The organism is Bradyrhizobium archetypum (genome assembly GCF_013114835.1).
Taxonomy (GTDB): Bacteria; Pseudomonadota; Alphaproteobacteria; order Rhizobiales; family Xanthobacteraceae; genus Bradyrhizobium; species Bradyrhizobium archetypum.
In genome coordinates this window covers 129861-147335 of sequence record NZ_JAAVLW010000001.1, presented here as the reverse complement: position 1 = coordinate 147335, position 17475 = coordinate 129861, and the positions used below count along the sequence as shown (strand labels likewise).

Genomic DNA, 17475 nt, shown 5'->3' with positions numbered 1-17475 from the left:
ACCGCCGGTCCGGGCCGCCCTTGCGGTTTACATAGCGCCAGGTCTGGTCCACGACCGTCGCATCCGCGGGCGGCGTTTCTTCCTCGATGAAGCGAGCGCCTCGAACCGTGAATTCAACGTCCCCGTAGCCGAAGGCGGCCACGGTCTTGCCGGCGGTGACCAAGATGGCGTCGGGCGTCAGATAAAACGTTTCCTTTCCGAGTGGCAGTTTCAGAAAGTCCAGGTTGCCTTTGACCAGCGGTGGCTTGTCCATCCCTAAGGAAATCGGCTGTCTCTGAATCAGCTTCGAAGCACGCGCGTTGCGTTTCCAATCCGCTTCTTGTCTCTCAAGAGGGATGTTCCATTTGCGGCCGCAGCTCGCCAACTCACGAAACGCGTGGGCCAACGTCTCAAAGCGCGCTGACTGCTCCGTCCCCAAAGCACCCGCCGGCGCGCCCCCAATTGCTTACACGGCCGGTTGATCGGGCGGGGTTGGCCGCGACGGTCTCGCTAGCAATGCGAGCCGCTGCCACAGCGTGCCCCGTTTCGGCCGTAATATCTGCGAGACCCGTTCGAGGATGTCATTCACTGCCGTTTCAATTGTCTTGCGGAATTGCAGATCGCGCGTCACGCACAACGGGAGCCCGACGGTCTCTGCTCTAAACAGCCCGGTCATCTGCTCGATGATCGCGATCGCTTCGTCGATCCATTTCGTAGATAGGTCCAATCAAGAGAATGTATTTTACCAATTGTGCGGTCGTCATCTAAGATTGAGGACGGCTGGGGCCAATCTAAGGAAGCGAGTCTCGAATGAAAAAAATGCTGTTTTTTACTGCGAGCGCCGTCGCGCTTGCAGCGGCGGTACCGACTTTCGCCGCTGAGGGTGCCGCGCAACCGGTCGACACCAAGGTACTCGTAGCCGATACGTCATATCCCGAATGCGAGGAGGACCCGTTGGATGGCGTCTGCGATCTCTTTTTTTGCTTAACCGACCCCGCGTGCTTCGCGCGCTAACAACGGAAAACAACTAAGCAGAAAATGAGATAGAGTCTCACACCGCCGCTTGCGGGGACGGCGGCAACGTCCTCTTTGCGTGCGGATACGCGGCCATATGATACAAGGGGCGCCGTCTTCGGTGTTCTCTCGGACGACAATTCAGCCCGAGAAAGTCCACAACGTGGGGTGATGGCGCTGCGTAAGCAGCGCTTGCGGATACTGCCCTCACCCTCGCCCTCACCAAGGGAGTTGACATAGCAAACGCTGGGTGAACGACGATGATCGAGGAGTTCCTTGCTCGCATGCGAACGCATCGCAACAACATTCACCGCTATCGTACGGGCGAGCGCCCCTTCGGCACTCGCCCGCCCGATACGGGCAGCGCGCAATTGCTTCAAACCAAGCTGACGGAGCTGGAGAGACAATACGTCGAGCGACGGCTGTAGGAAGAACGCTCAGCTCGATGCCGTCGCCAACACGACCCTTCCGTTCAGCTTGCCCTCGCCGAGGACACTTCCCGAGGGCGTGAGCACCCAGCAATCGAACTGAGGTCTCGCTAAAGTGCCGGTCCCGCCGGACGCGGCGTGGCGTGACATGGGTTCCTCGGACGGGAGCCGAAAGGATGGCGAAGATCACAGTCTACCGCGTCGCGTTCTATATGTTCAGAATGGTGAGATAATGCGCTCGCGGCGCTGGTTCACTCGTGCAGGCGCCGATCGAGAGGGAGAGGCATTGTTTTGGAGCCGGAGGCCGATTCCGGCGGCAGGTAACAACATAGACCCAAAAAACCCCCGGCAGGCTCTGCCGGGAGATTCGAAAATATCATCAGCTGTCAGAATACCATGGATTAAAGGCCAGAACGCAATTTTTGCTGCGAACATTTCTTATTACGAACCGGTTCACATCCGGACAGCGGCTGTGGAAAGCCGCGAGAGCCTGCGGTCGAGCGCGCCGCTTTACGATCCGATTCCTAAACAGCCAAGAAGTGCCTGATCCCACAAAGCTCGTTGGTCCGATGATCGAGCGGTTCTCGTTTTGCGACGACGCGCGCCGGACTCCAAAGAGAGTAGGGCGATCCGGTACTTTGCGCGATTCTTGCAAGAGTCATCGCAGGATGATCAGTTGAAGGTTCTCTTGTCATGAACGAGCGGGGGACGCAGTCGAATATCGCCTATGCAATCTGCGGCTTCAACGATATTCCAAGCCAGCGCGCCATGGGCTTCCACCTCATGATAGTGGACGAAGACGGCGGCCACAGGCCGTGGCCCATTGTCGTGGTGCGCTGGGGCAAGCGGGTGTTTGCCTATCTCAACAAATGCCCGCACACTGGCGTCCATCTCGACTGGGAACGCAACCAGTTCTTCGATCCCCTCGGTATGCGGCTGATGTGCGGCAAGCACGGCTCGACCTTCGAGCTCGGCACGGGCCGCTGTGTGGACGGCCGGTGCAAGGGCAGCAGTCTCACGCCGGTCGCGTTGACGGTGCTGGACGGCGAAATCTGCGCGACCGGCGTGCGGCTTGTCGAGGAAGAGGATTCCTCTGGCTAAAGTTGAAGCCGGTGCTCAGACCGGCCGGTTCTCGTTACGGTTTCTTACGGGTTCCATCCTCTTCAGCCCGTCTTCGTAAGAGATCTCATCATAGGACGCATCGACACCCTTGGTTGCGTCGAGCAGGTAGTCGAGCTTGCCGGGCGCGTCGAGCTTCTTAATGTCATTTTTGTCGACCCCGACCAGGTCCATCATCTCCTTCCAAACGGTGGATTCATCGCACGGCAGCACGTTGAAGGTGATACCGCGGAGCTTGATTCGATATTTCGCCAACAGGTCTATGTTGTTGCAAAACATGAAGTAGCTGCCATCAGGACTTAGCGCGCCGTCAAGAACATTTGCGACATCAGCAAGATAAGCGAAGCAGTGCAGATAGCCGGCAAGCACCGGAATGCTGCGTTCGCCTTCCTGCACGACCGTCAGTACCTGCTCGATTGAATAGTGGGGCGGCCGCTTCTCGTCGGCGACCTGGGCCTGGAATTTTAGGGCGATATCGCCGCGAAAGCCGAACCGGCCCTGCTTGGTGGTCCCGCCCTTGAATATGGCATTGAGCAGGCGTCCCTCCTTCTCCAACCGGCCTAGCGCGGTGTTCTCGATTGCAGTCATAAAAAATCATCCCTCGATCCAAGACAATCGCCAGACACTCCGGCGGCAGGAGAAGCAATGCAAATTGTTTGCCGCCGCGTTCGTAACGCTTCATCGGCTAATCCATAAAGAAGACACTTAAAAGCTCCGCGATCCCTCGAAAACCTTTGTCAGCAACCCGACACGCGTCGCAAAGCCAACAGGCGCGACTTCGAAAAAGGTAAGCATTGTCAAGCTCGTGCGCGCTGGCATGCGACTTGCCAATTCTCATGCAAACGACTTGGGAAAATAAAGGTGCCATGATCAATCTGACGAATAGCGCAGTGAATGCGCTCAAGAGCGCGATCTCGGCTTCGGCGCAGCCGACGAGCGGCCTGCGCATCATGGTCGAGGCCGGCGGCTGCGACGGATTCAAATACAAGATGGGTTTTGCCGACGAGGCAAAGTCCGACGACACCGTCATTGAGCGCGACGGGATCAAGGTGTTCGTCGACAATAAGAGCCATGAGCACCTCGCCGGCACGACGATCGATTTCGTGGTGGCGCTGGAGGGCTCCGGCTTCACCTTCGACAACCCAAACGCCAGCTCGAGCTGCTCCTGCGGCAAATCCTTCCGTAGATGAAAAGAGAAATCGAAGCATGCTGCTGGAACCAGAACAACTAAAGCAATCGCCGGTCATTGCGGCCGATCGGGAGCAACTCATTCGCGCAGTGATCGAGGAGATCCGGCCCAATCTGCAACGCGACGGCGGCGATTGTCAGCTGGTCGGTATCGAGGGCAGCAAGATCATGGTCAAGCTGACTGGTGCCTGCGTATTCTGCAGACTTTCAAGCGCGACGCTAGAAGGCATTCAGGCGCGGCTGGTCGAAAGGCTCGGTGAATTCGTTCGCCTGATCCCGGTCGCCGGCGTTGCCAATGCGCGGCATTGAACGAGGCGTTTGTGCCGATCTATCTTGACAACAATGCGACCACACGGGCAGATCCGTGTGTCTTGCAAGCCATGTTGCCGTTCTTTACAGAGCGGTTCGGTAATGCCTCGTCCACCCATGCCTTCGGCAGCGAGATCGCGGGCGCGGTCGGCAAGGCGCGCCGCAGCCTGCAAGATTTGCTGGGAGCCGCCCACGATCATGAGATCGTCTTCACCTCCGGCGGGACCGAGTCCAACAATACCGCCATCCTTTCTGCGCTTGCGACCCAGGAAGGGCGCGACGAAATCGTCACAACTTCTGTCGAGCATTCCGCCATTCTAGCTCTGGTGGAGCAATTGGCGACAAGGGGCATCAAGACGCATATGATCCCCGTGGATTCGCGCGGACGGCTTGACGTCGAGGCCTTTTGCTGGGCGCTTGGACCACGCACGGCGATTGCGTCGGTTATGTGGGCCAACAACGAGACCGGTACGATTTTCCCGGTGGAGTATCTGGCTAGGTTGGCGCGTGCGGCGGGCGCGTTGTTTCATACTGATGCGGTACAGGCGGTAGGTAGGGAGCCCATCGACTTGAATGACAGTGCTATCGACATGCTGTCGCTGTCCGCGCATAAGCTGCATGGCCCCAAGGGGATTGGAGCGCTCTATTTACGCCAAGGCACGAAATTCAGGCCGCTGATCTGGGGCGGGACACAGGAACGACGACGACGCGGCGGAACCGAGAACATCCCGGGCATCATCGGTCTTGGAAAAGCTGCAGAGCTTGCGGCCGAGCGGCTCGAGCCGGAGCGCGTTCGCATTGGTGCGTTGCGCGATCGCCTGGAGCAGGCGATCTTGCACAACTGCCGCTGCATAGCGCTCGGCGATGTCGGTAATCGGCTGCCGAATACGGCTAACATCGCCTTCCAAGATCTCGAAGGGGAAGCAATCGTCCACCATCTCAATCGCGCGGGCATTGCCGCTTCGCACGGATCAGCTTGCAGCTCGTCTTCAATGGACCCGTCTCATGTGCTGCGCGCCATGAACGTGCCTGCGAGGATCCTACGCGGCGCGGTACGCTTTTCCTTGTCGCGTGAAACCACCGTCGAAGAAGTCGATCAGGTCGTCCGAATAGTGCCCGGCATCGTGGCTCACCTGCGCGCCATGTCACGAGAGCATCCCAATCCCGCCAGCAATTCGCCCCGATACACGAGTTGATCTGATGAAAATCATGATTCTCCGCTCTCCGGAGGCAGGCCTGTCGATTTACGTGCCGAAAAAAGATCTCGAGGAGCCGATCGTTGAATCGGAGCACGAGAGGCTGTGGGGCGGTTGGATCAGAATAGCCAATGGCTGGGTGCTCGATCTGCCCGAAATGGCGAGCGATACGCCGCTGCCGATCACGGTCAATGCCCGAAAGCGTGGCGAGGGCGCGGACGAGCGATGAAGACGGCCCCGCAAATCGACTTTGTCAACGCGGCCGATGCGGAGGCGATTCTTACCGACGTCGCGAGCCGGCTGCGTGCCGGCAGCATTGTTCCCTATCTCGGACCTGGCCTGGCCGATTTGTCCAAAACGGATGCGCCTTTGACTCCGGAGGCCTTGGCTGGCTTCTTCGCTACCAAGGTCGCGCTGCCGCGCCGGGCCAAGGGCAACGTCTGGGCGTCGGCGCAGCATATCGAGAGCAACAAGCATCGCTCCACCGTGACGGCATTGATGGCGCAGGCCTTTGCTGCGCCGGTCGAGCCGACGCCACTGCATCACCATCTCGCCGCGCTGTCACCGCCTGTCATCGTCGATGCCTGGTATGACGGCGCGATGCGTGCAGCGCTTGGCAAGCACGAGGGGTGGGGCGAGGTGCAGGGCATTAGCCGCGCCGGCATCGGCGAGGATCGCTGGTATCGCTTCTATGATGCGGAGGGCAGAGAGGTCGATCGCGCCGTGGCGCAGAGCTGGACCACGGTCCTCTACAAGCCGCACGGCGGCGTGCTGCCTGCCAGGAACTTCCTGATCTCTGACGCCGACTATGTCGAGGTGCTGACCGAGATCGACATTCAGACGCCGATCCCCGATGTGGTGAAAGAGCGGCGCAATGGCCGAAGATTTCTCTTCATCGGCTGCCGCTTCAACGATCAGCTGCTGCGAACCTATGCGCGGCAGCTCACCAAGCGCTCGGCCGGTGTTCATTACGCCATCGTGGAACCGCAGGTGCTGTCCAGGAATGAGCTCCGCTTTCTGGTCGAACAGGGCCTGACGCCGCTTGCGATCCCGCTCCCGCGCGCGATCGAGATACTGCTCGCCGGCTGACAGAACTTGTATATGGGTCGATGTTGCTCGCGTGCCGGGCGCACGCGAGTTGTCTTGCGTTTCGCCAGGAAATGACTGCGCTCATCTCCATGTCAGGATCAAGACGCCCGTCACACTTCGAACATTTCTAATGTCGTGCAGAAGGCTTCGCTTCCACGGCCAACCGCGGCAGGCGAGCTCACTTTTTTGGCTTAGATCAAAATTGCTCGCCATTCCGGCCATGGCACGCGAGTTGCAAATCTTGATTTCAGTTTCCGCCTGCAGGGAGAATGGTTAGGATGGACGTATCAGCGCTGGACGAAGCAAGCTTGGCAGGGAGCGCCGTCAACATCGGCGAGATCATGCAGGCGATCGCCGAGCACAAGGGCTGCGGCACGTCCGGCGGCAGCGGCAAGGCGAGCTGCGGCTCGCAAGCCGGCCAGGGTGAGCTGCCGACCGAGATCTGGGAGAAGGTCAAGAACCATCCCTGCTACAGCGAAGAAGCGCATCATCACTACGCCCGCATGCATGTTGCGGTTGCGCCCGCCTGCAACATCCAATGCAATTACTGCAACCGCAAATATGATTGCGCCAATGAATCGCGCCCGGGCGTGGTGAGCGAAAAACTAACGCCGGAGCAGGCGGTGAAAAAGGTGCTGGCGGTCGCCTCCACCATCCCACAGATGACCGTGCTCGGCATCGCGGGGCCTGGCGATCCCCTGGCCAATCCGAAAAAGACGTTCATGACCTTCGAACTGGTGGCCAGGGCCGCTCCCGACATCAAGCTGTGCCTGTCGACCAACGGCCTCATGCTGCCCGACCATGTCGACACGATCGCCCGCTTCAAGATCGACCATGTCACCATCACCATCAACATGGTCGACCCCGAAATCGGCGCCAAAATCTATCCGTGGATTTTCTACAACCACAAGCGCTACACCGGCCTCGAAGCCGCAAAGATCCTCAACGACCGCCAGCTGCAAGGCCTCGAGATGCTGACTGAGCGGGGCATCCTATGCAAGATCAATTCGGTGATGATCCCAGGCATCAACGACCAGCATCTGGTCGAGGTCAACAAGGCGGTCAAATCGCGCGGCGCGTTCCTACACAACATCATGCCGCTGATCTCCGCGCCCGAGCACGGCACCGTATTCGGGCTCAACGGCCAGCGGGGTCCGACCGCGCAGGAATTGAAGGCACTGCAGGATGTCTGCAAAGGCGCGATGAACATGATGCGGCACTGCCGGCAGTGCCGCGCCGACGCTGTCGGCCTGCTCGGCGAGGACCGCAGCGCGGAGTTCACTACCGAGAAGGTTATGGCCATGGACGTCAAATATGACCTGGAAATGCGCAAGGCCTATCAGGCCAAGGTCGAGGAGAAACGCGTCGCCAAGGTTGCTGCCGAGCAGGAAGAGCTCGCCAAGCTCGCCAGCGAGATGAGCGGCATCAAGCTCTTAGTTGCAGTGGCGACGAAGGGCTCGGGCCTGATCAACGAGCACTTTGGGCATGCCAAGGAGTTCCAAGTGTACGAACTCTCCACTACGGGCGCCAAATTAGTCGGCCATCGCCGCGTCGATCAGTATTGCCGGGGCGGTTATGGCGAGGAGGAGAGCCTTGCCACCATCATCCGCGCCATCAACGACTGCCATGCAGTGTTCGTGGCCAAGATCGGCGGCTGTCCGAAGAGCAATCTGTTGAAGGCCGGGATCGAGCCAGTCGACCAATACGCCCATGAGTTCATCGAAAAATCAGCAATCGCGTGGTTCAAGTCCTATCTTGAGAGGGTCCAAACCGGCGAGATCCAGTATGTCGACAGGGGCGAGGCGGCGATCCGGCAGAGCGCGCTGATTTCGGCTGCTTGAGGGAGACGTCGATGCCGTTCAAGATCATTGCCTCGCAATGCACGAGCTGCTCGGCTTGCGAGCAGGAATGTCCGAATGTCGCAATCTCGGAGAAAGGCGGGACGTCCGTCATCGACCCGAAGAAATGCACCGAGTGCATCGGCCATTTCGAAGAGCCGCAATGCGTCGCGGTGTGCCCGGTCGATAACACATGCGTCATCGACACCTCATTGCCGCGCTACTAGGCGCGGGCGTAAATAGGCTCGAGCCTATGACCTTCACGCTGGCGCCCACCGCTGAAAAACTCGCGAGTTTCGTGCTGCGCGCCGATGGCACCGCTGGCGCCAGCGTCCGGCTCGCCGTCACGGCAGATGGTTGCTCGGGATTACCCGCCGATATGGGTGTTGCGCCGGCACCTCGGCCCGGTCAGCAAGGCGTCGAGCGCAACGGCCTAAAGTTGCTTCTCAATGCCGAGAACCAGCTAATGCTTGGGGGTCTCACGATCGATTTGACCGACACTACTGTGCAGACCGGGCTGATCTTCCCAGAAGCGGATGTGCTGCTCCAGCAACACCGCAAAGGCTGCCCATTAGAAGAGGAAAGCTGCCGATGAATCTCGATGTGGCAGGCGATCCGCTGTCCGGGAGGGAGGGGACCCTCATCGCGCACACGCTACTCGGCGACGGCCTGCCGCGCGAAGCCGAGGATCATCTGTGGCAGGCCGGGCTCTCCTATCACCTGGACAAGATCGCGGAAAAACACCTGCACGAAGCGCAGGCGCTGGCGCCGGGCCACGCCGCCGTCCTGATCGGACTCTACCGCTTCTATTTCTACAAGAACCGCTTGTCGGAGGCGTTGGAGGTCGCCAAGCTCTGTATTTCTAAGGCAGCGCGAGAAAACGGTCTCTCAGACGACTGGCGGCGGGTTAGCGCGACCGATGCTGCTTTCGATTGCTACGACAGCAGCCTGTCGCGCTTCTATTTATCTTCACTGAAAGCCTACGCCTACCTGCAGATGCGGCTCGGCGAACTCGGAAGGACACGCGGCCGCCAGCAAGCTCGTGGAGCTCGACCCGACCGACAAGATCGGCGCCAAGGTGCTCCTGGACGTGCTGGAGCGGATGGGACAGGACGATGACCGATGACATCGATGAGGCCCGCGACTGGCTAGGCAACAAGGTTGACTGCGGCACCTGCACGCATCTCGGGCTCAGGGCCAGCGGCGGCTGCCGCTTGATGCAAGCCTGCGTCAACGACCGCTATGCCCGCCGCATCGACCGCTTCTTCAACTGGAATCCGGCGCTGGCCGACGCTTACATCACACATCCGCATTTCGAGGTGCGCGCGATCGCGGCCAAACACGCTAACCTATTCCTGCTGCCGATGCTGCTCGATGACGCTGAGGAAACCGTGCGCTGGAACGCGGCGCGCCGCCTTCCCAAGCGCTTTGTGCTGCGGCTGCGCAGCGACCCGCATCGGGAGGTGAGGATGCGGGTTGCGACCTTGCTGGAAGGCGAGGAGCTGGCGCCGATGCTATCGGATCAGGACTATTACGTCCGCCTGGTGGTGGCGAGCCGGATCGCGCCGGCGCTGCTTGGGCCTCTCATGAACGATGACGAACCCGAGGTGCGCCGCGTGGTTGCGCTCCGCATTCCCTATGACTGGCTTCTCGGCATGGTCAATGATCGCGATTCGAGCGTGCGGCTCGAGATCGCACGGCGGCTGTCTCCGGATTCGCTCCGCGTGCTGCGCCGCGATCCGGATTGGCGCGTCCGCTATGAGGTGGCAAGCCGCATTACGACGGACGAGCTGGCTGAATTGGCCGAGGACGAGGACTCGATGGTGCAGGAAGTCGCCCGCGCGCGCGTGGCGATCCGGCCCAAACGACCGAGAGAGAGTGGGACATGAGCAACATCGTTCGCGACAGCGAAGTCGTCGAGCTCACCGGGCCACCTTTCTTCAGCTTCGGCGAAAAAGTGCGGGCCAACCGCACCGTCCGCAATGATGGAACCTATGCCGGCAAGGAAGTTGGCGAGATCCTCGCCAAAAAGGGGGAGGTGGGTTACGTCGTCTCAATCGGCACTTTCCTGCAGCAGTTCTACATCTATGGCGTCGAATTTCTCGAAAGCGGCAACCGCGTCGGCATGAAGCGCAAGGAGCTCGAGCCGGTGCTGGCGCGCGAGGAGCTTGAGGACCTGCTGTTGCCGGAAGAGGCCGCGCCGTGATCGACCCAAGGCTGCCGAAGTACCAATGGGGCCAGCGCGTCAAGGCGGCGGTCGACCTCATTAACGACGGCTCCTTTCCGGACGCACCGGCGAACGGACTCTTGATCGGCGCCGGAGCGATCGGCGAGATCGTGCAGGTCGGAAGGCATACCGAAGCGAACGTGCCAATCTATCTCGTCGAGTACGGCGAGCGGCTGGTCGTCGGCTGTCTTGAAGAAGAAATCACAATGCTTTGAGGGGAGCCGTTCGCAATGAATGCCGCGGTAATGAGAAAAGTAGGGGTCGGAATTAACCCTCATCCGAACGAGCTCGATTGCAAGCGGATCGAGCGTGCCTTGAGCTCGCGCCAGCGCTATCGCTATGTCTCGCCGAATGTGAAACCGGTGAGGGGTGGCTATCTGATCGAGAGTCCCTGCTGCTCTCACAATATCGATAAGGACGGCGGCCTCATCGACGTCGCGCTAGTCCACTATGACACGGTGAACGGGATGTGGAAGCTGTTTCGAAAGAACCACGCAAACGGAATCTGGGAGTTTTATAGCATTTACTGCCGCCTGATCTCAGCAATCGAGGAATTGAACACCGATCCCGAGCGGCTGTTCTGGCAATGAAGCTGATTTTGGAACCAGTTATATGGGAGCCGCGATGGCGCTTGGCACAGACGAACTGATCGAAATCGAACGGGTGCTTGCGGCAGCGGAGCCTGATGCAACCTCATTTTCCGAGCTGCGGCGCCGCTTTCCGCAGCTCGCCGTGACGCGCTGTGATGCCTCTGACGTGACGGAGCAGCCGTTCCGGAGTTTTCCGCATTTCGATCTGCATCTGATCGATGGCTGCGATCGCTGCGTGCAGATCACGACTGATCCTGCGCGGGCGATTGGCATCCTGCTGGCGACAAGGAGTACCGGGCCGTGACCGGCGTTGGAGTCGCAGGGCATCGCGACGATGGCGCAGACGCGGCCGAGACCGATGTTTCCTTCATTCCGCTCTCCGATCCCGATATCACCTCCGCCGAGCTGTCTGCCGTTGAAGCGCTGCTGTGTTCGCCGCGAGTCTCCAATGGACCGATCACTGACGCCTTCGAGAAAGCCTTCGCCGCCTATCTTGGCCGCAAATATGCCGTCGCCGTCCCCAGCGGCACGATCGGGCTTCTGCTTGCGCTAAAAGCGCTCGGCGTCGGCCCCGGGCAGGAGGTGATTGCCTCACCTTATTCGTTTCGCGAGACGGTGCATGCTATCAGTCTAGTGGGCGCGCGGGCCGTATTTGTCGACGTTGACTATTGGTCGGGAGCCTTGGCTCCGGCGAAGGTCGAAGAGCGTGTCACGGCCAACACGCGGGCGATTATAGGTGGCAACCCCAATGGCCATCCAGCGCCATGGTCGGAGCTGCGCGCGATCGCGCAGCACCATCAGCTGCCGCTCCTGGAGGATTCGACCGAAGCGATCGGATCGCGATACAAGGGCGAGCTCGTCGGCCGTTTTGGCGATATCGCCGTGTTCGACTTCGCCCAGCCACTGGCCCTGACCTGCGGTGAAGGCGGGATGGTGGTGACCGACGACATCGACTTGGCCGTTGGCTTACGTCGCCATCGCGCACATCGGCTGGATGAACGCTCCTCCGTTATCATCAGCAGCGCAGCGCCCCACCAGGCCGGCATGAGCGATCTCACAGCTGCGCTGGGCCTTGCGCAGCTAAGGCGCCTCGAGGAAATCCTGGAGCGGCGCCGGCTCGCCGAACAGCTTTACAACGCGCATATGCAATCCTTTGAGGGTATCAAGCCGCCTTATGTGTCTCCCGATGCGACCGTCGTGAACTGGTTCCTCTATCTCGTCCATCTCGGGACGCGCTTCACGCGCTCCAGCCGCGATGCCATCGTAGATGACCTGCGCGTCGAGCAGGTCGAGGCCGCCGCCTATTGTCATCCGTTGCATTTGCAGCGGCATTATTTTGATCTCGGCTATCGGCATGGCGATTTCCTGGTCACGGAGAAGATCGCCGATCGCGCCCTGGCACTGCCATTTCACACCCATCTTACCAGCGACCATATCGAGTTTATCGTGGAGACGGTGAAGGATGCGTCAATCAACATCGGCGCTGGCGCAGCGATCTATTAAACCGAAGAACCATCAATGGGACGCAAACGGAAAGCGTGAATGTCGACAGTCAGGGTCTCACAGTGGGACAAGATAATGGAGGTCATTCAGGCCACATCACTATTGGCGGTGCTGCAGAACCCGAAGATTCCGGACAAATACAGGGGGCAGACCAAAGACGGATCCTGCGACGTCCAGCAAGGCCGCAAGGAACTCTCAAGGATAGGTCCGAAGAGCGGGCGTGGAGAATGAGAAGCTCAAAACGATCGGTGCCGTCGGCTCCGAGTTGCGGCTCGCCCGCGAGCCCAAGGTGCTCGGAACGAAGACATGAACATCGAGCCCTTGGGCTTCGGCTCGGGCTTCTGCAGGCTCGGCGCTAAATAGCAGGGAAGGCAAATGAATTTCGCAGCAGGTCACTGTCCCTGAACGGGATAGTGGTCGAGATCGGCGAGCGCAGGCCGGCCTTAGGCCGCACGATGGTTTTGGTTTTCTCAGCGCGCCATCGGTGCCTGCCAGGAGGTGGCCGGTGAACTTGGCGCGCTTCGGCTGACCCGTGCCGCCGTCGATGCCTTCAGGCAGGAAAACGTGACGACAGCATGAGCCAAGGGAGCACCGCGACATGGGCAGCCGAGAGATTGAGGTGTTCACCGTCTGTCACGCCGATGCAATCGAGCGGGGCGGCGCGAAGGGCTTTAGCCTGTCGCGGATCGACGAGAGCGGCGAGAGCCGGCCGTTTCCGATTGTCGTGGTGCGGACCTTCGGAAACGACTACCACGGCTACCTCAACCGCTGCCCGCATGACGGTGTCTGGCTCAACATCGGCTCCGGAGAATTTTTCTCGTCGGACCGCGCCTTTATCAAATGCGGCCGGCACGGTGCGATCTTCGAGATCGACAGCGGGCTTTGCATCGACGGCCCCTGCAACGCAAAAGCCCTGGAGCCGGTCGCGCTCGCCGTGGTCGACGGCGACGTCTGCCTATGTGGCGTGAAGCTGGTGGAGGACAACGGGTTTCCCGATCCGTTCGAGGACAGCGATGAAACCATGGACATCATGATCCATCCGGATTAACAGGCATGATCTCATGACCGTGGCTCAGGAGTCTTTCGGGAAAGCGCCGTCCTTCGGATGAAGATTGGCGCAGGCCTGCGCCTGTCGCTGCTTTCGAAGTTGTGAGAGATCAAAGTGCCGGCACGCCGGCGGAAGTCATCCTGTAGCCCGGCATGAATGAATGGAACTGGGACACTCGAACAACGAGACGCGCAGCGATTTCGATGTTCGAGCGCATTGGCGGCCTTGTGAGGACCGATCGGCCGTTAACAGCTCTTATAGCGCATGGAGGCGTTACCCGAAAGGGAGATCATCGGCGCGGTGCATCCGGCTGATGTCCTGGGCAGCAAGCAGGTGTTCAAGTGCTATCTCACGGAGCGGACGGCGGGCCAAGACTCGACACGCCCGAGCAGGGCTACGCCAGCGCCATCTCGGTTTTCTCATTGGCGGCGCCGCGCTCAACCCCGCTGGCTCGCTTGCATCTGCGCCGCATTTCTCGGACGATTGCCAACGAAACCGCGCTCGCCGAATTGGACCTCCCGCTAGCAACGCTCGGCCGACTGAGGGCGCAACCAGGCGGGCAAACCGGGATGATGAAAGACGGCGGCGCTTCCTAAAGACTAGGGCGCTGACCTCGTCCCGCTTGGCTTTTTCTTTCCATTCGCTCTTGGCCTGCGATAAGACGCCGGCGTCCTTTTAGGAGAATTGGCGGCTACCTCTCCATATATTGCTAGATGCGCAACTCGCGTGCGGCGAGCGCGAGCTGCACGGTTCCGCCCTGTGTATGGAGTGAGGCAGGCCGGCAAAGGGGGTGAACATCGACGCCAGCACTTTTTGGTCGGGTGAAGCCGGGTGCGGCCTTTGTTTCCGATGACAACCGCGCTTATGGAGGGCGCCGAGACCGAGCAGGTGCTAGTTACATCCAAGGCGGCGCTTGAAGCAGAGAAAGCCCCCGGCGGTCACAATCACAACGCCGCCGAGGGCTCCGTCTGGGCTGGAGGGGGATGTTGAGCCCAGACGTAACAGGACCGTTAGGGTGAGATAACGATCCTGTATCAGTTGTTCTTGAGACTCGCTGAAACCAGATTGGCCGTGCGTGCAGCGAGAGGGGGAACAACCCTGCGAAGTAACAATCCCAGTCACGCAAGGCAATTCAAAGGGCATATCCGTTGACCGTAGTCTTGTAGTCGAGGTCTCCGCCCCCCAGGAATGGTTGAAGGCAAGCGCCTCAAGGTGTACAGCGCGCAGCGCCGGCGCCACTGGCATCGCTGATTGCGGTTTGCCATTGCCGCCAGTCGCGCTCCTAGCCGGCTTGGCTTGCGAGCTCGCGCAATCCACGCTCGGCGATCAACGCGCCCCCTCGTCGCACGGTCCAACGCTCACCGAAAGATGCGGTCGGTTCGCGCCGGATCATGCCGTTAGGCGATCACGCCTTGCTGCAGCACGGCGTCGATCTCAGCAGGAAGATCGCCGAAATTGATGGGCTCCTCCGTGACAGTTAAGGCGATCGCTTCATCCTTGAGATGACATTGCAAGAGCCGGGCCATCCAGAAGGACCGGCATGCTCCGGCTAGCTTGGGCCTCGCTTGCGGAAAAGCTTGAGGCGCGCGTGTCCGGCTCGATGTTTGTCACGTCTGCAACAAAAGAGACCGCTGCTGTAGCAAACGTGACAATGATTGGCAGTCGGACGTTGGCAGATTGAGAAGGATCGGCGTGGAAGCGGGCGTCGCGCATCTTGGTTCGAAGCTTGCATGCAGAAGCAAGATGGCGGAGCAAGCAAAGCGGGAGCAAGGAGGATCGCGATGGTGGGACCAGACATTGAAGCCCTGATCAGGAAGGCCTTTCCGGAGGCGGAGGTGTCCGTGACAGATGTTGCCGGCAAAGGCGATCATTATGGCGCCCGCATCATTCCGCGTGCCTTTACAGTCAAGAGCCGAAGCAGCATCAGATTTTGCATGCAGCGCTCAAGGGGACAATGGGTGACGAACTTCACGCGCTCGCGCTGATGACCGCGGTCCCAGGGGCGATGCACTCGGACCTGGTCTCTCTTCATATAACCCAATCGAACGCGTGGCAGGCGCATGAACTCAGAAACGGAATTCGAGCTTCCTCAACTCTACAGGCATCACGTCTTTGCCTGCCACGTCCAGCGTCCGCCCACACATCCGCACGGCAGCTGCGGTGCAGCTGGCGCGCAAGTTCTATGGGACAGGATGAGCAAGGCAATCGAAGCGCAAGGGCTCACCGATATCGGCTTCACGGCGGCGGGCTGTCTCGGTTTTTGCAACGTAGGTCCTCTGATGGTGATCTATCCCGATGGCGTCTGGTACCGCCCGACCACGCCTGACGATATCGACGAAATCATCGAGTCCCATCTCAAGGAAGGCAAACGCGTCGACCGCCTGGTAATGGTGTTGAAGCGGAGCTAGACGAAAGCTCGGTTAGCGCCGCCTGCGCGGGTCAAGTACGGCGCAGCTACACGTCCAACCGGAACGTCTCTGAAACGTCGGATTACCAGCTCGCCAGGATGATGAGTGGTGGTGACCTCACGCCTCTCTTCAAGAAATCCGTCCGCAACACCGGGCCCTTGACCTTATCGGTGTGGACTTTGATCTCGTCGGGATCTTCGGTGAGATGAATATTTCTGATCACGGTGCCGCGCATAGAACGAGCCTTTGAGCTTCAAGTCCTTGATCACCGTGACGGTGTCACCCTGGTGGCGTACCGCTTGAAGCTGGCCTGACCTCCATGTGGTGCTTTCCGCCAGTCGCGCCGACATGAGAAAATGACTTAATCGATTGCACTTAAACCAATTCGATCGTGTCTGTCGTCACCTAATGCTGGCTCCGCCAATAGCTCACAGCCAAAACGGATGCGGCGCCGGGGCCCGGCTCCCGGCGCTGAGAGAGATGATGCTTCTTCGAATCGTCAGCTCGCTCGATCTTTTTGTTTGGAACCGGTTTCCACTCTTCCGGATCGTGCTCTTGTCAGTACTTGTAGGTGATGCCGCCGCCGACCAGCCATGGGTCGATATTGGCGCGTCCGGTGACGGGAATGGCGTTGTTGACGGTGGCCGAATAATCCGGCCGCAGCCACAACTTCTTCACGTCGACATTGAGGCCCCAGTGACTGTCGAGCATGTAGTCGAAGCCGAATTGGACCGCAGCGCCAACCTGGTTGCTGATGTGCAGATCCGTCATCGCTAGGCCGGCAAACGGCGTATTGGCCGCAGACTGGTTGAAAAAGACGGTGTAGTTGATGCCAGCGCCAATATAGGGCTTGAACGCGCCGAAATCGGTGAAGTGATACTGCAGCGTCAGCGTCGGCGGCAACAACCAGGCTGTGCCGATCTCGAGCCCGTTGAGCGTCCCGGTGCCGCTGATCTGATGCTTGGTCACGCCGAGAATGAGTTCGGCGGCGATGTTCCTGGTGAAGAAATAGGTGATGTCGAGCTCCGGTATGGCCTGATCGCTGATCGAGAGCCCGGAATTCGGCGACGACAGGGGCGGGATACCGGCAACATTGACCAAGCTGCCTCTTGCATCCGGCAGCACGCCGAGCACGCGCAGGCGGACCATCCAGGGATTGAAGGGGGCGACCGGCGGCGCCTTGGTGTAGATCGACGCCGATGCCAGATCCGCAGCCCGTACCGATATGGCGGCCCCACCGAACGCCGCCGCGAGCACGAGCAGCGACGCCATCGTTAGAATTGCTCTTGTTCTCATCGCATTCTCCATTCCCAGTCAGCGCGGGGAGTCGCGCGACGCCTCTGTCACACCACAAGCGGGCTGGTGATGATGTGATGCGGATCAAATCGGGCGGGTGATGGCGCGATTAAGTCGACGCGTTGCAAAAGGATCACTGGCCGTGCAGCATAATGACTTTTCTTCGAACATTTCGCTCTATATTTGTCTGAGCAGGATTCGTCTGTATTGTACCTCAGCCGGCGAGCTCTGAGTCCACCAGAG

25 protein-coding genes and 1 pseudogene are annotated in these 17475 nt (G+C 59.9%); 22 read left to right on the top strand and 4 right to left on the bottom strand.

Going from position 1 to position 17475, the window contains the following annotated elements:
* Window positions 1–789 precede the first annotated feature (789 nt).
* The 3 genes from HCN50_RS00650 to HCN50_RS00640 all read left to right on the top strand — a co-directional run bounded on the left by HCN50_RS00650 (window position 790) and on the right by HCN50_RS00640 (window position 2522).
* Window positions 790–993, top strand: coding sequence for a hypothetical protein (locus HCN50_RS00650; RefSeq protein WP_171580754.1), 204 nt, complete (start codon window positions 790–792; stop codon window positions 991–993).
* 260 nt (window positions 994–1253) lie between these two features.
* A complete protein-coding gene (locus HCN50_RS00645; protein ID WP_171707624.1) occupies window positions 1254–1421 on the top strand; it encodes a hypothetical protein in 168 nt (55 codons plus the stop codon).
* Between the two features lie 693 nt (window positions 1422–2114).
* Complete coding sequence (locus HCN50_RS00640) at window positions 2115–2522, top strand: Rieske (2Fe-2S) protein (protein WP_235976680.1); 408 nt, start codon at window positions 2115–2117, stop codon at window positions 2520–2522.
* 15 nt (window positions 2523–2537) lie between these two features.
* Here HCN50_RS00640 and HCN50_RS00635 read toward each other — a convergent pair whose 3' ends face one another.
* On the bottom strand, window positions 2538–3128 hold the full coding sequence (locus tag HCN50_RS00635) for a hypothetical protein (protein ID WP_171707711.1): 591 nt from the start codon (window positions 3126–3128) through the stop codon (window positions 2538–2540).
* A 278-nt stretch (window positions 3129–3406) separates the two neighbouring features.
* Between HCN50_RS00635 and HCN50_RS00630 the strand changes: the two genes are divergently transcribed.
* The 17 genes and pseudogenes from HCN50_RS00630 to HCN50_RS00550 all read left to right on the top strand — a co-directional run bounded on the left by HCN50_RS00630 (window position 3407) and on the right by HCN50_RS00550 (window position 13528).
* On the top strand, window positions 3407–3730 hold the full coding sequence (locus HCN50_RS00630) for a HesB/IscA family protein (RefSeq protein ID WP_171580763.1): 324 nt from the start codon (window positions 3407–3409) through the stop codon (window positions 3728–3730).
* A 16-nt stretch (window positions 3731–3746) separates the two neighbouring features.
* Window positions 3747–4037 (top strand): NifU family protein, encoded by a 291-nt coding sequence (locus HCN50_RS00625; RefSeq protein WP_171707710.1) that lies wholly within the window; start codon window positions 3747–3749, stop codon window positions 4035–4037.
* A gap of 11 nt (window positions 4038–4048) precedes the next feature.
* The gene (nifS, locus tag HCN50_RS00620) at window positions 4049–5233 is read left to right on the top strand and encodes a cysteine desulfurase NifS (protein ID WP_376700238.1); all 1185 of its coding nucleotides are present in this window, start codon (window positions 4049–4051) and stop codon (window positions 5231–5233) included.
* A gap of 4 nt (window positions 5234–5237) precedes the next feature.
* A complete protein-coding gene (nifT, locus tag HCN50_RS00615) occupies window positions 5238–5462 on the top strand; it encodes a putative nitrogen fixation protein NifT (protein WP_171707708.1) in 225 nt (74 codons plus the stop codon).
* On the top strand, window positions 5459–6322 hold the full coding sequence (locus HCN50_RS00610; protein WP_171707707.1) for an SIR2 family NAD-dependent protein deacylase: 864 nt from the start codon (window positions 5459–5461) through the stop codon (window positions 6320–6322). The genes nifT and HCN50_RS00610 overlap by 4 nt, the downstream gene beginning before the upstream one ends.
* 341 nt (window positions 6323–6663) lie before the next feature.
* Window positions 6664–8163, top strand: a complete 1500-nt coding sequence (gene nifB, locus HCN50_RS00605; RefSeq protein WP_376700247.1) for a nitrogenase cofactor biosynthesis protein NifB — start codon at window positions 6664–6666, stop codon at window positions 8161–8163.
* 11 nt (window positions 8164–8174) lie between these two features.
* Window positions 8175–8387 (top strand): 4Fe-4S binding protein, encoded by a 213-nt coding sequence (locus tag HCN50_RS00600; protein ID WP_171707705.1) that lies wholly within the window; start codon window positions 8175–8177, stop codon window positions 8385–8387.
* A gap of 26 nt (window positions 8388–8413) precedes the next feature.
* A complete protein-coding gene (locus HCN50_RS00595; RefSeq protein ID WP_235976679.1) occupies window positions 8414–8755 on the top strand; it encodes a HesB/IscA family protein in 342 nt (113 codons plus the stop codon).
* Window positions 8752–9286, top strand: a pseudogene (locus tag HCN50_RS00590) (hypothetical protein). Before HCN50_RS00595 ends, HCN50_RS00590 begins: the two are co-directional and overlap by 4 nt.
* The gene (locus HCN50_RS00585) at window positions 9276–10049 is read left to right on the top strand and encodes a 4Fe4S-binding leucine-rich repeat protein (protein WP_171707704.1); all 774 of its coding nucleotides are present in this window, start codon (window positions 9276–9278) and stop codon (window positions 10047–10049) included. The pseudogene HCN50_RS00590 and the gene HCN50_RS00585 overlap by 11 nt, the downstream one beginning before the upstream one ends.
* The gene (locus HCN50_RS00580) at window positions 10046–10366 is read left to right on the top strand and encodes a nitrogen fixation protein NifZ (RefSeq protein WP_171707703.1); all 321 of its coding nucleotides are present in this window, start codon (window positions 10046–10048) and stop codon (window positions 10364–10366) included. The genes HCN50_RS00585 and HCN50_RS00580 overlap by 4 nt, the downstream gene beginning before the upstream one ends.
* Window positions 10363–10602, top strand: a complete 240-nt coding sequence (locus HCN50_RS00575; RefSeq protein WP_171707702.1) for a nitrogen fixation protein NifZ — start codon at window positions 10363–10365, stop codon at window positions 10600–10602. The genes HCN50_RS00580 and HCN50_RS00575 overlap by 4 nt, the downstream gene beginning before the upstream one ends.
* Window positions 10603–10617: 15 nt before the next feature.
* On the top strand, window positions 10618–10977 hold the full coding sequence (locus HCN50_RS00570) for a DUF3024 domain-containing protein (protein ID WP_171707701.1): 360 nt from the start codon (window positions 10618–10620) through the stop codon (window positions 10975–10977).
* Between the two features lie 34 nt (window positions 10978–11011).
* Window positions 11012–11281, top strand: a complete 270-nt coding sequence (locus tag HCN50_RS00565; protein ID WP_171707700.1) for a DUF6129 family protein — start codon at window positions 11012–11014, stop codon at window positions 11279–11281.
* A gap of 65 nt (window positions 11282–11346) precedes the next feature.
* Window positions 11347–12480: a DegT/DnrJ/EryC1/StrS family aminotransferase gene (locus HCN50_RS00560; protein WP_311966975.1), complete on the top strand. Its 1134-nt coding sequence runs from the start codon at window positions 11347–11349 to the stop codon at window positions 12478–12480.
* Between the two features lie 75 nt (window positions 12481–12555).
* Entirely contained in the window at window positions 12556–12711 is a 156-nt protein-coding gene (locus HCN50_RS00555; protein WP_171707698.1) for a hypothetical protein, read from the top strand.
* Between the two features lie 367 nt (window positions 12712–13078).
* Window positions 13079–13528, top strand: coding sequence for a Rieske (2Fe-2S) protein (locus tag HCN50_RS00550; protein WP_171707697.1), 450 nt, complete (start codon window positions 13079–13081; stop codon window positions 13526–13528).
* Window positions 13529–14925: 1397 nt separating this feature from the next.
* On the opposite strand, the gene HCN50_RS34145 is transcribed toward HCN50_RS00550, so the two are convergent.
* Complete coding sequence (locus HCN50_RS34145; protein ID WP_283812034.1) at window positions 14926–15054, bottom strand: hypothetical protein; 129 nt, start codon at window positions 15052–15054, stop codon at window positions 14926–14928.
* A gap of 255 nt (window positions 15055–15309) precedes the next feature.
* Between HCN50_RS34145 and HCN50_RS00545 the strand changes: the two genes are divergently transcribed.
* Together HCN50_RS00545 and HCN50_RS00540 are read left to right on the top strand one after the other, a co-directional pair.
* Complete coding sequence (locus HCN50_RS00545; protein ID WP_376700237.1) at window positions 15310–15513, top strand: BolA family transcriptional regulator; 204 nt, start codon at window positions 15310–15312, stop codon at window positions 15511–15513.
* Between the two features lie 75 nt (window positions 15514–15588).
* On the top strand, window positions 15589–15936 hold the full coding sequence (locus tag HCN50_RS00540; RefSeq protein WP_065749064.1) for a (2Fe-2S) ferredoxin domain-containing protein: 348 nt from the start codon (window positions 15589–15591) through the stop codon (window positions 15934–15936).
* An 82-nt stretch (window positions 15937–16018) separates the two neighbouring features.
* Here the strand turns inward: HCN50_RS00540 and HCN50_RS34630 are convergent, their stop codons facing one another.
* Both HCN50_RS34630 and HCN50_RS00530 read right to left on the bottom strand, forming a co-directional pair.
* Window positions 16019–16171 (bottom strand): PhnA domain-containing protein, encoded by a 153-nt coding sequence (locus HCN50_RS34630; RefSeq protein ID WP_376700236.1) that lies wholly within the window; start codon window positions 16169–16171, stop codon window positions 16019–16021.
* A gap of 323 nt (window positions 16172–16494) precedes the next feature.
* On the bottom strand, window positions 16495–17232 hold the full coding sequence (locus HCN50_RS00530; RefSeq protein ID WP_376700235.1) for an OmpW/AlkL family protein: 738 nt from the start codon (window positions 17230–17232) through the stop codon (window positions 16495–16497).
* Between the last annotated feature and the right edge of the window lie 243 nt (window positions 17233–17475).

What these genes read in the sequence shown, in the direction of transcription:
- nifT (WP_171707708.1), top strand. Translation starts at nt 5,238, where the DNA reads ATGAAAATCATGATTCTCCGCTCTCCGGAGGCAGGCCTGTCGATTTAC.
- HCN50_RS00645 (WP_171707624.1), top strand. Translation starts at nt 1,254, where the DNA reads ATGATCGAGGAGTTCCTTGCTCGCATGCGAACGCATCGCAACAACATT.
- HCN50_RS00610 (WP_171707707.1), top strand. Translation starts at nt 5,459, where the DNA reads ATGAAGACGGCCCCGCAAATCGACTTTGTCAACGCGGCCGATGCGGAG.
- HCN50_RS00640 (WP_235976680.1), top strand. Translation starts at nt 2,115, where the DNA reads ATGAACGAGCGGGGGACGCAGTCGAATATCGCCTATGCAATCTGCGGC.
- HCN50_RS00600 (WP_171707705.1), top strand. Translation starts at nt 8,175, where the DNA reads ATGCCGTTCAAGATCATTGCCTCGCAATGCACGAGCTGCTCGGCTTGC.
- HCN50_RS00545 (WP_376700237.1), top strand. Translation starts at nt 15,310, where the DNA reads ATGGTGGGACCAGACATTGAAGCCCTGATCAGGAAGGCCTTTCCGGAG.
- HCN50_RS00635 (WP_171707711.1), bottom strand. Translation starts at nt 3,128, where the DNA reads ATGACTGCAATCGAGAACACCGCGCTAGGCCGGTTGGAGAAGGAGGGA.
- HCN50_RS00555 (WP_171707698.1), top strand. Translation starts at nt 12,556, where the DNA reads ATGGAGGTCATTCAGGCCACATCACTATTGGCGGTGCTGCAGAACCCG.
- HCN50_RS00625 (WP_171707710.1), top strand. Translation starts at nt 3,747, where the DNA reads ATGCTGCTGGAACCAGAACAACTAAAGCAATCGCCGGTCATTGCGGCC.
- HCN50_RS00570 (WP_171707701.1), top strand. Translation starts at nt 10,618, where the DNA reads ATGAATGCCGCGGTAATGAGAAAAGTAGGGGTCGGAATTAACCCTCAT.
- HCN50_RS00540 (WP_065749064.1), top strand. Translation starts at nt 15,589, where the DNA reads ATGAACTCAGAAACGGAATTCGAGCTTCCTCAACTCTACAGGCATCAC.
- HCN50_RS00630 (WP_171580763.1), top strand. Translation starts at nt 3,407, where the DNA reads ATGATCAATCTGACGAATAGCGCAGTGAATGCGCTCAAGAGCGCGATC.
- HCN50_RS00580 (WP_171707703.1), top strand. Translation starts at nt 10,046, where the DNA reads ATGAGCAACATCGTTCGCGACAGCGAAGTCGTCGAGCTCACCGGGCCA.
- HCN50_RS34630 (WP_376700236.1), bottom strand. Translation starts at nt 16,171, where the DNA reads ATGCGCGGCACCGTGATCAGAAATATTCATCTCACCGAAGATCCCGAC.
- HCN50_RS00585 (WP_171707704.1), top strand. Translation starts at nt 9,276, where the DNA reads ATGACCGATGACATCGATGAGGCCCGCGACTGGCTAGGCAACAAGGTT.
- HCN50_RS00530 (WP_376700235.1), bottom strand. Translation starts at nt 17,232, where the DNA reads ATGAGAACAAGAGCAATTCTAACGATGGCGTCGCTGCTCGTGCTCGCG.
- HCN50_RS00550 (WP_171707697.1), top strand. Translation starts at nt 13,079, where the DNA reads ATGGGCAGCCGAGAGATTGAGGTGTTCACCGTCTGTCACGCCGATGCA.
- HCN50_RS00595 (WP_235976679.1), top strand. Translation starts at nt 8,414, where the DNA reads ATGACCTTCACGCTGGCGCCCACCGCTGAAAAACTCGCGAGTTTCGTG.
- HCN50_RS34145 (WP_283812034.1), bottom strand. Translation starts at nt 15,054, where the DNA reads ATGGCCCGGCTCTTGCAATGTCATCTCAAGGATGAAGCGATCGCCTTA.
- HCN50_RS00650 (WP_171580754.1), top strand. Translation starts at nt 790, where the DNA reads ATGAAAAAAATGCTGTTTTTTACTGCGAGCGCCGTCGCGCTTGCAGCG.
- nifB (WP_376700247.1), top strand. Translation starts at nt 6,664, where the DNA reads ATGCAGGCGATCGCCGAGCACAAGGGCTGCGGCACGTCCGGCGGCAGC.
- HCN50_RS00565 (WP_171707700.1), top strand. Translation starts at nt 11,012, where the DNA reads ATGGCGCTTGGCACAGACGAACTGATCGAAATCGAACGGGTGCTTGCG.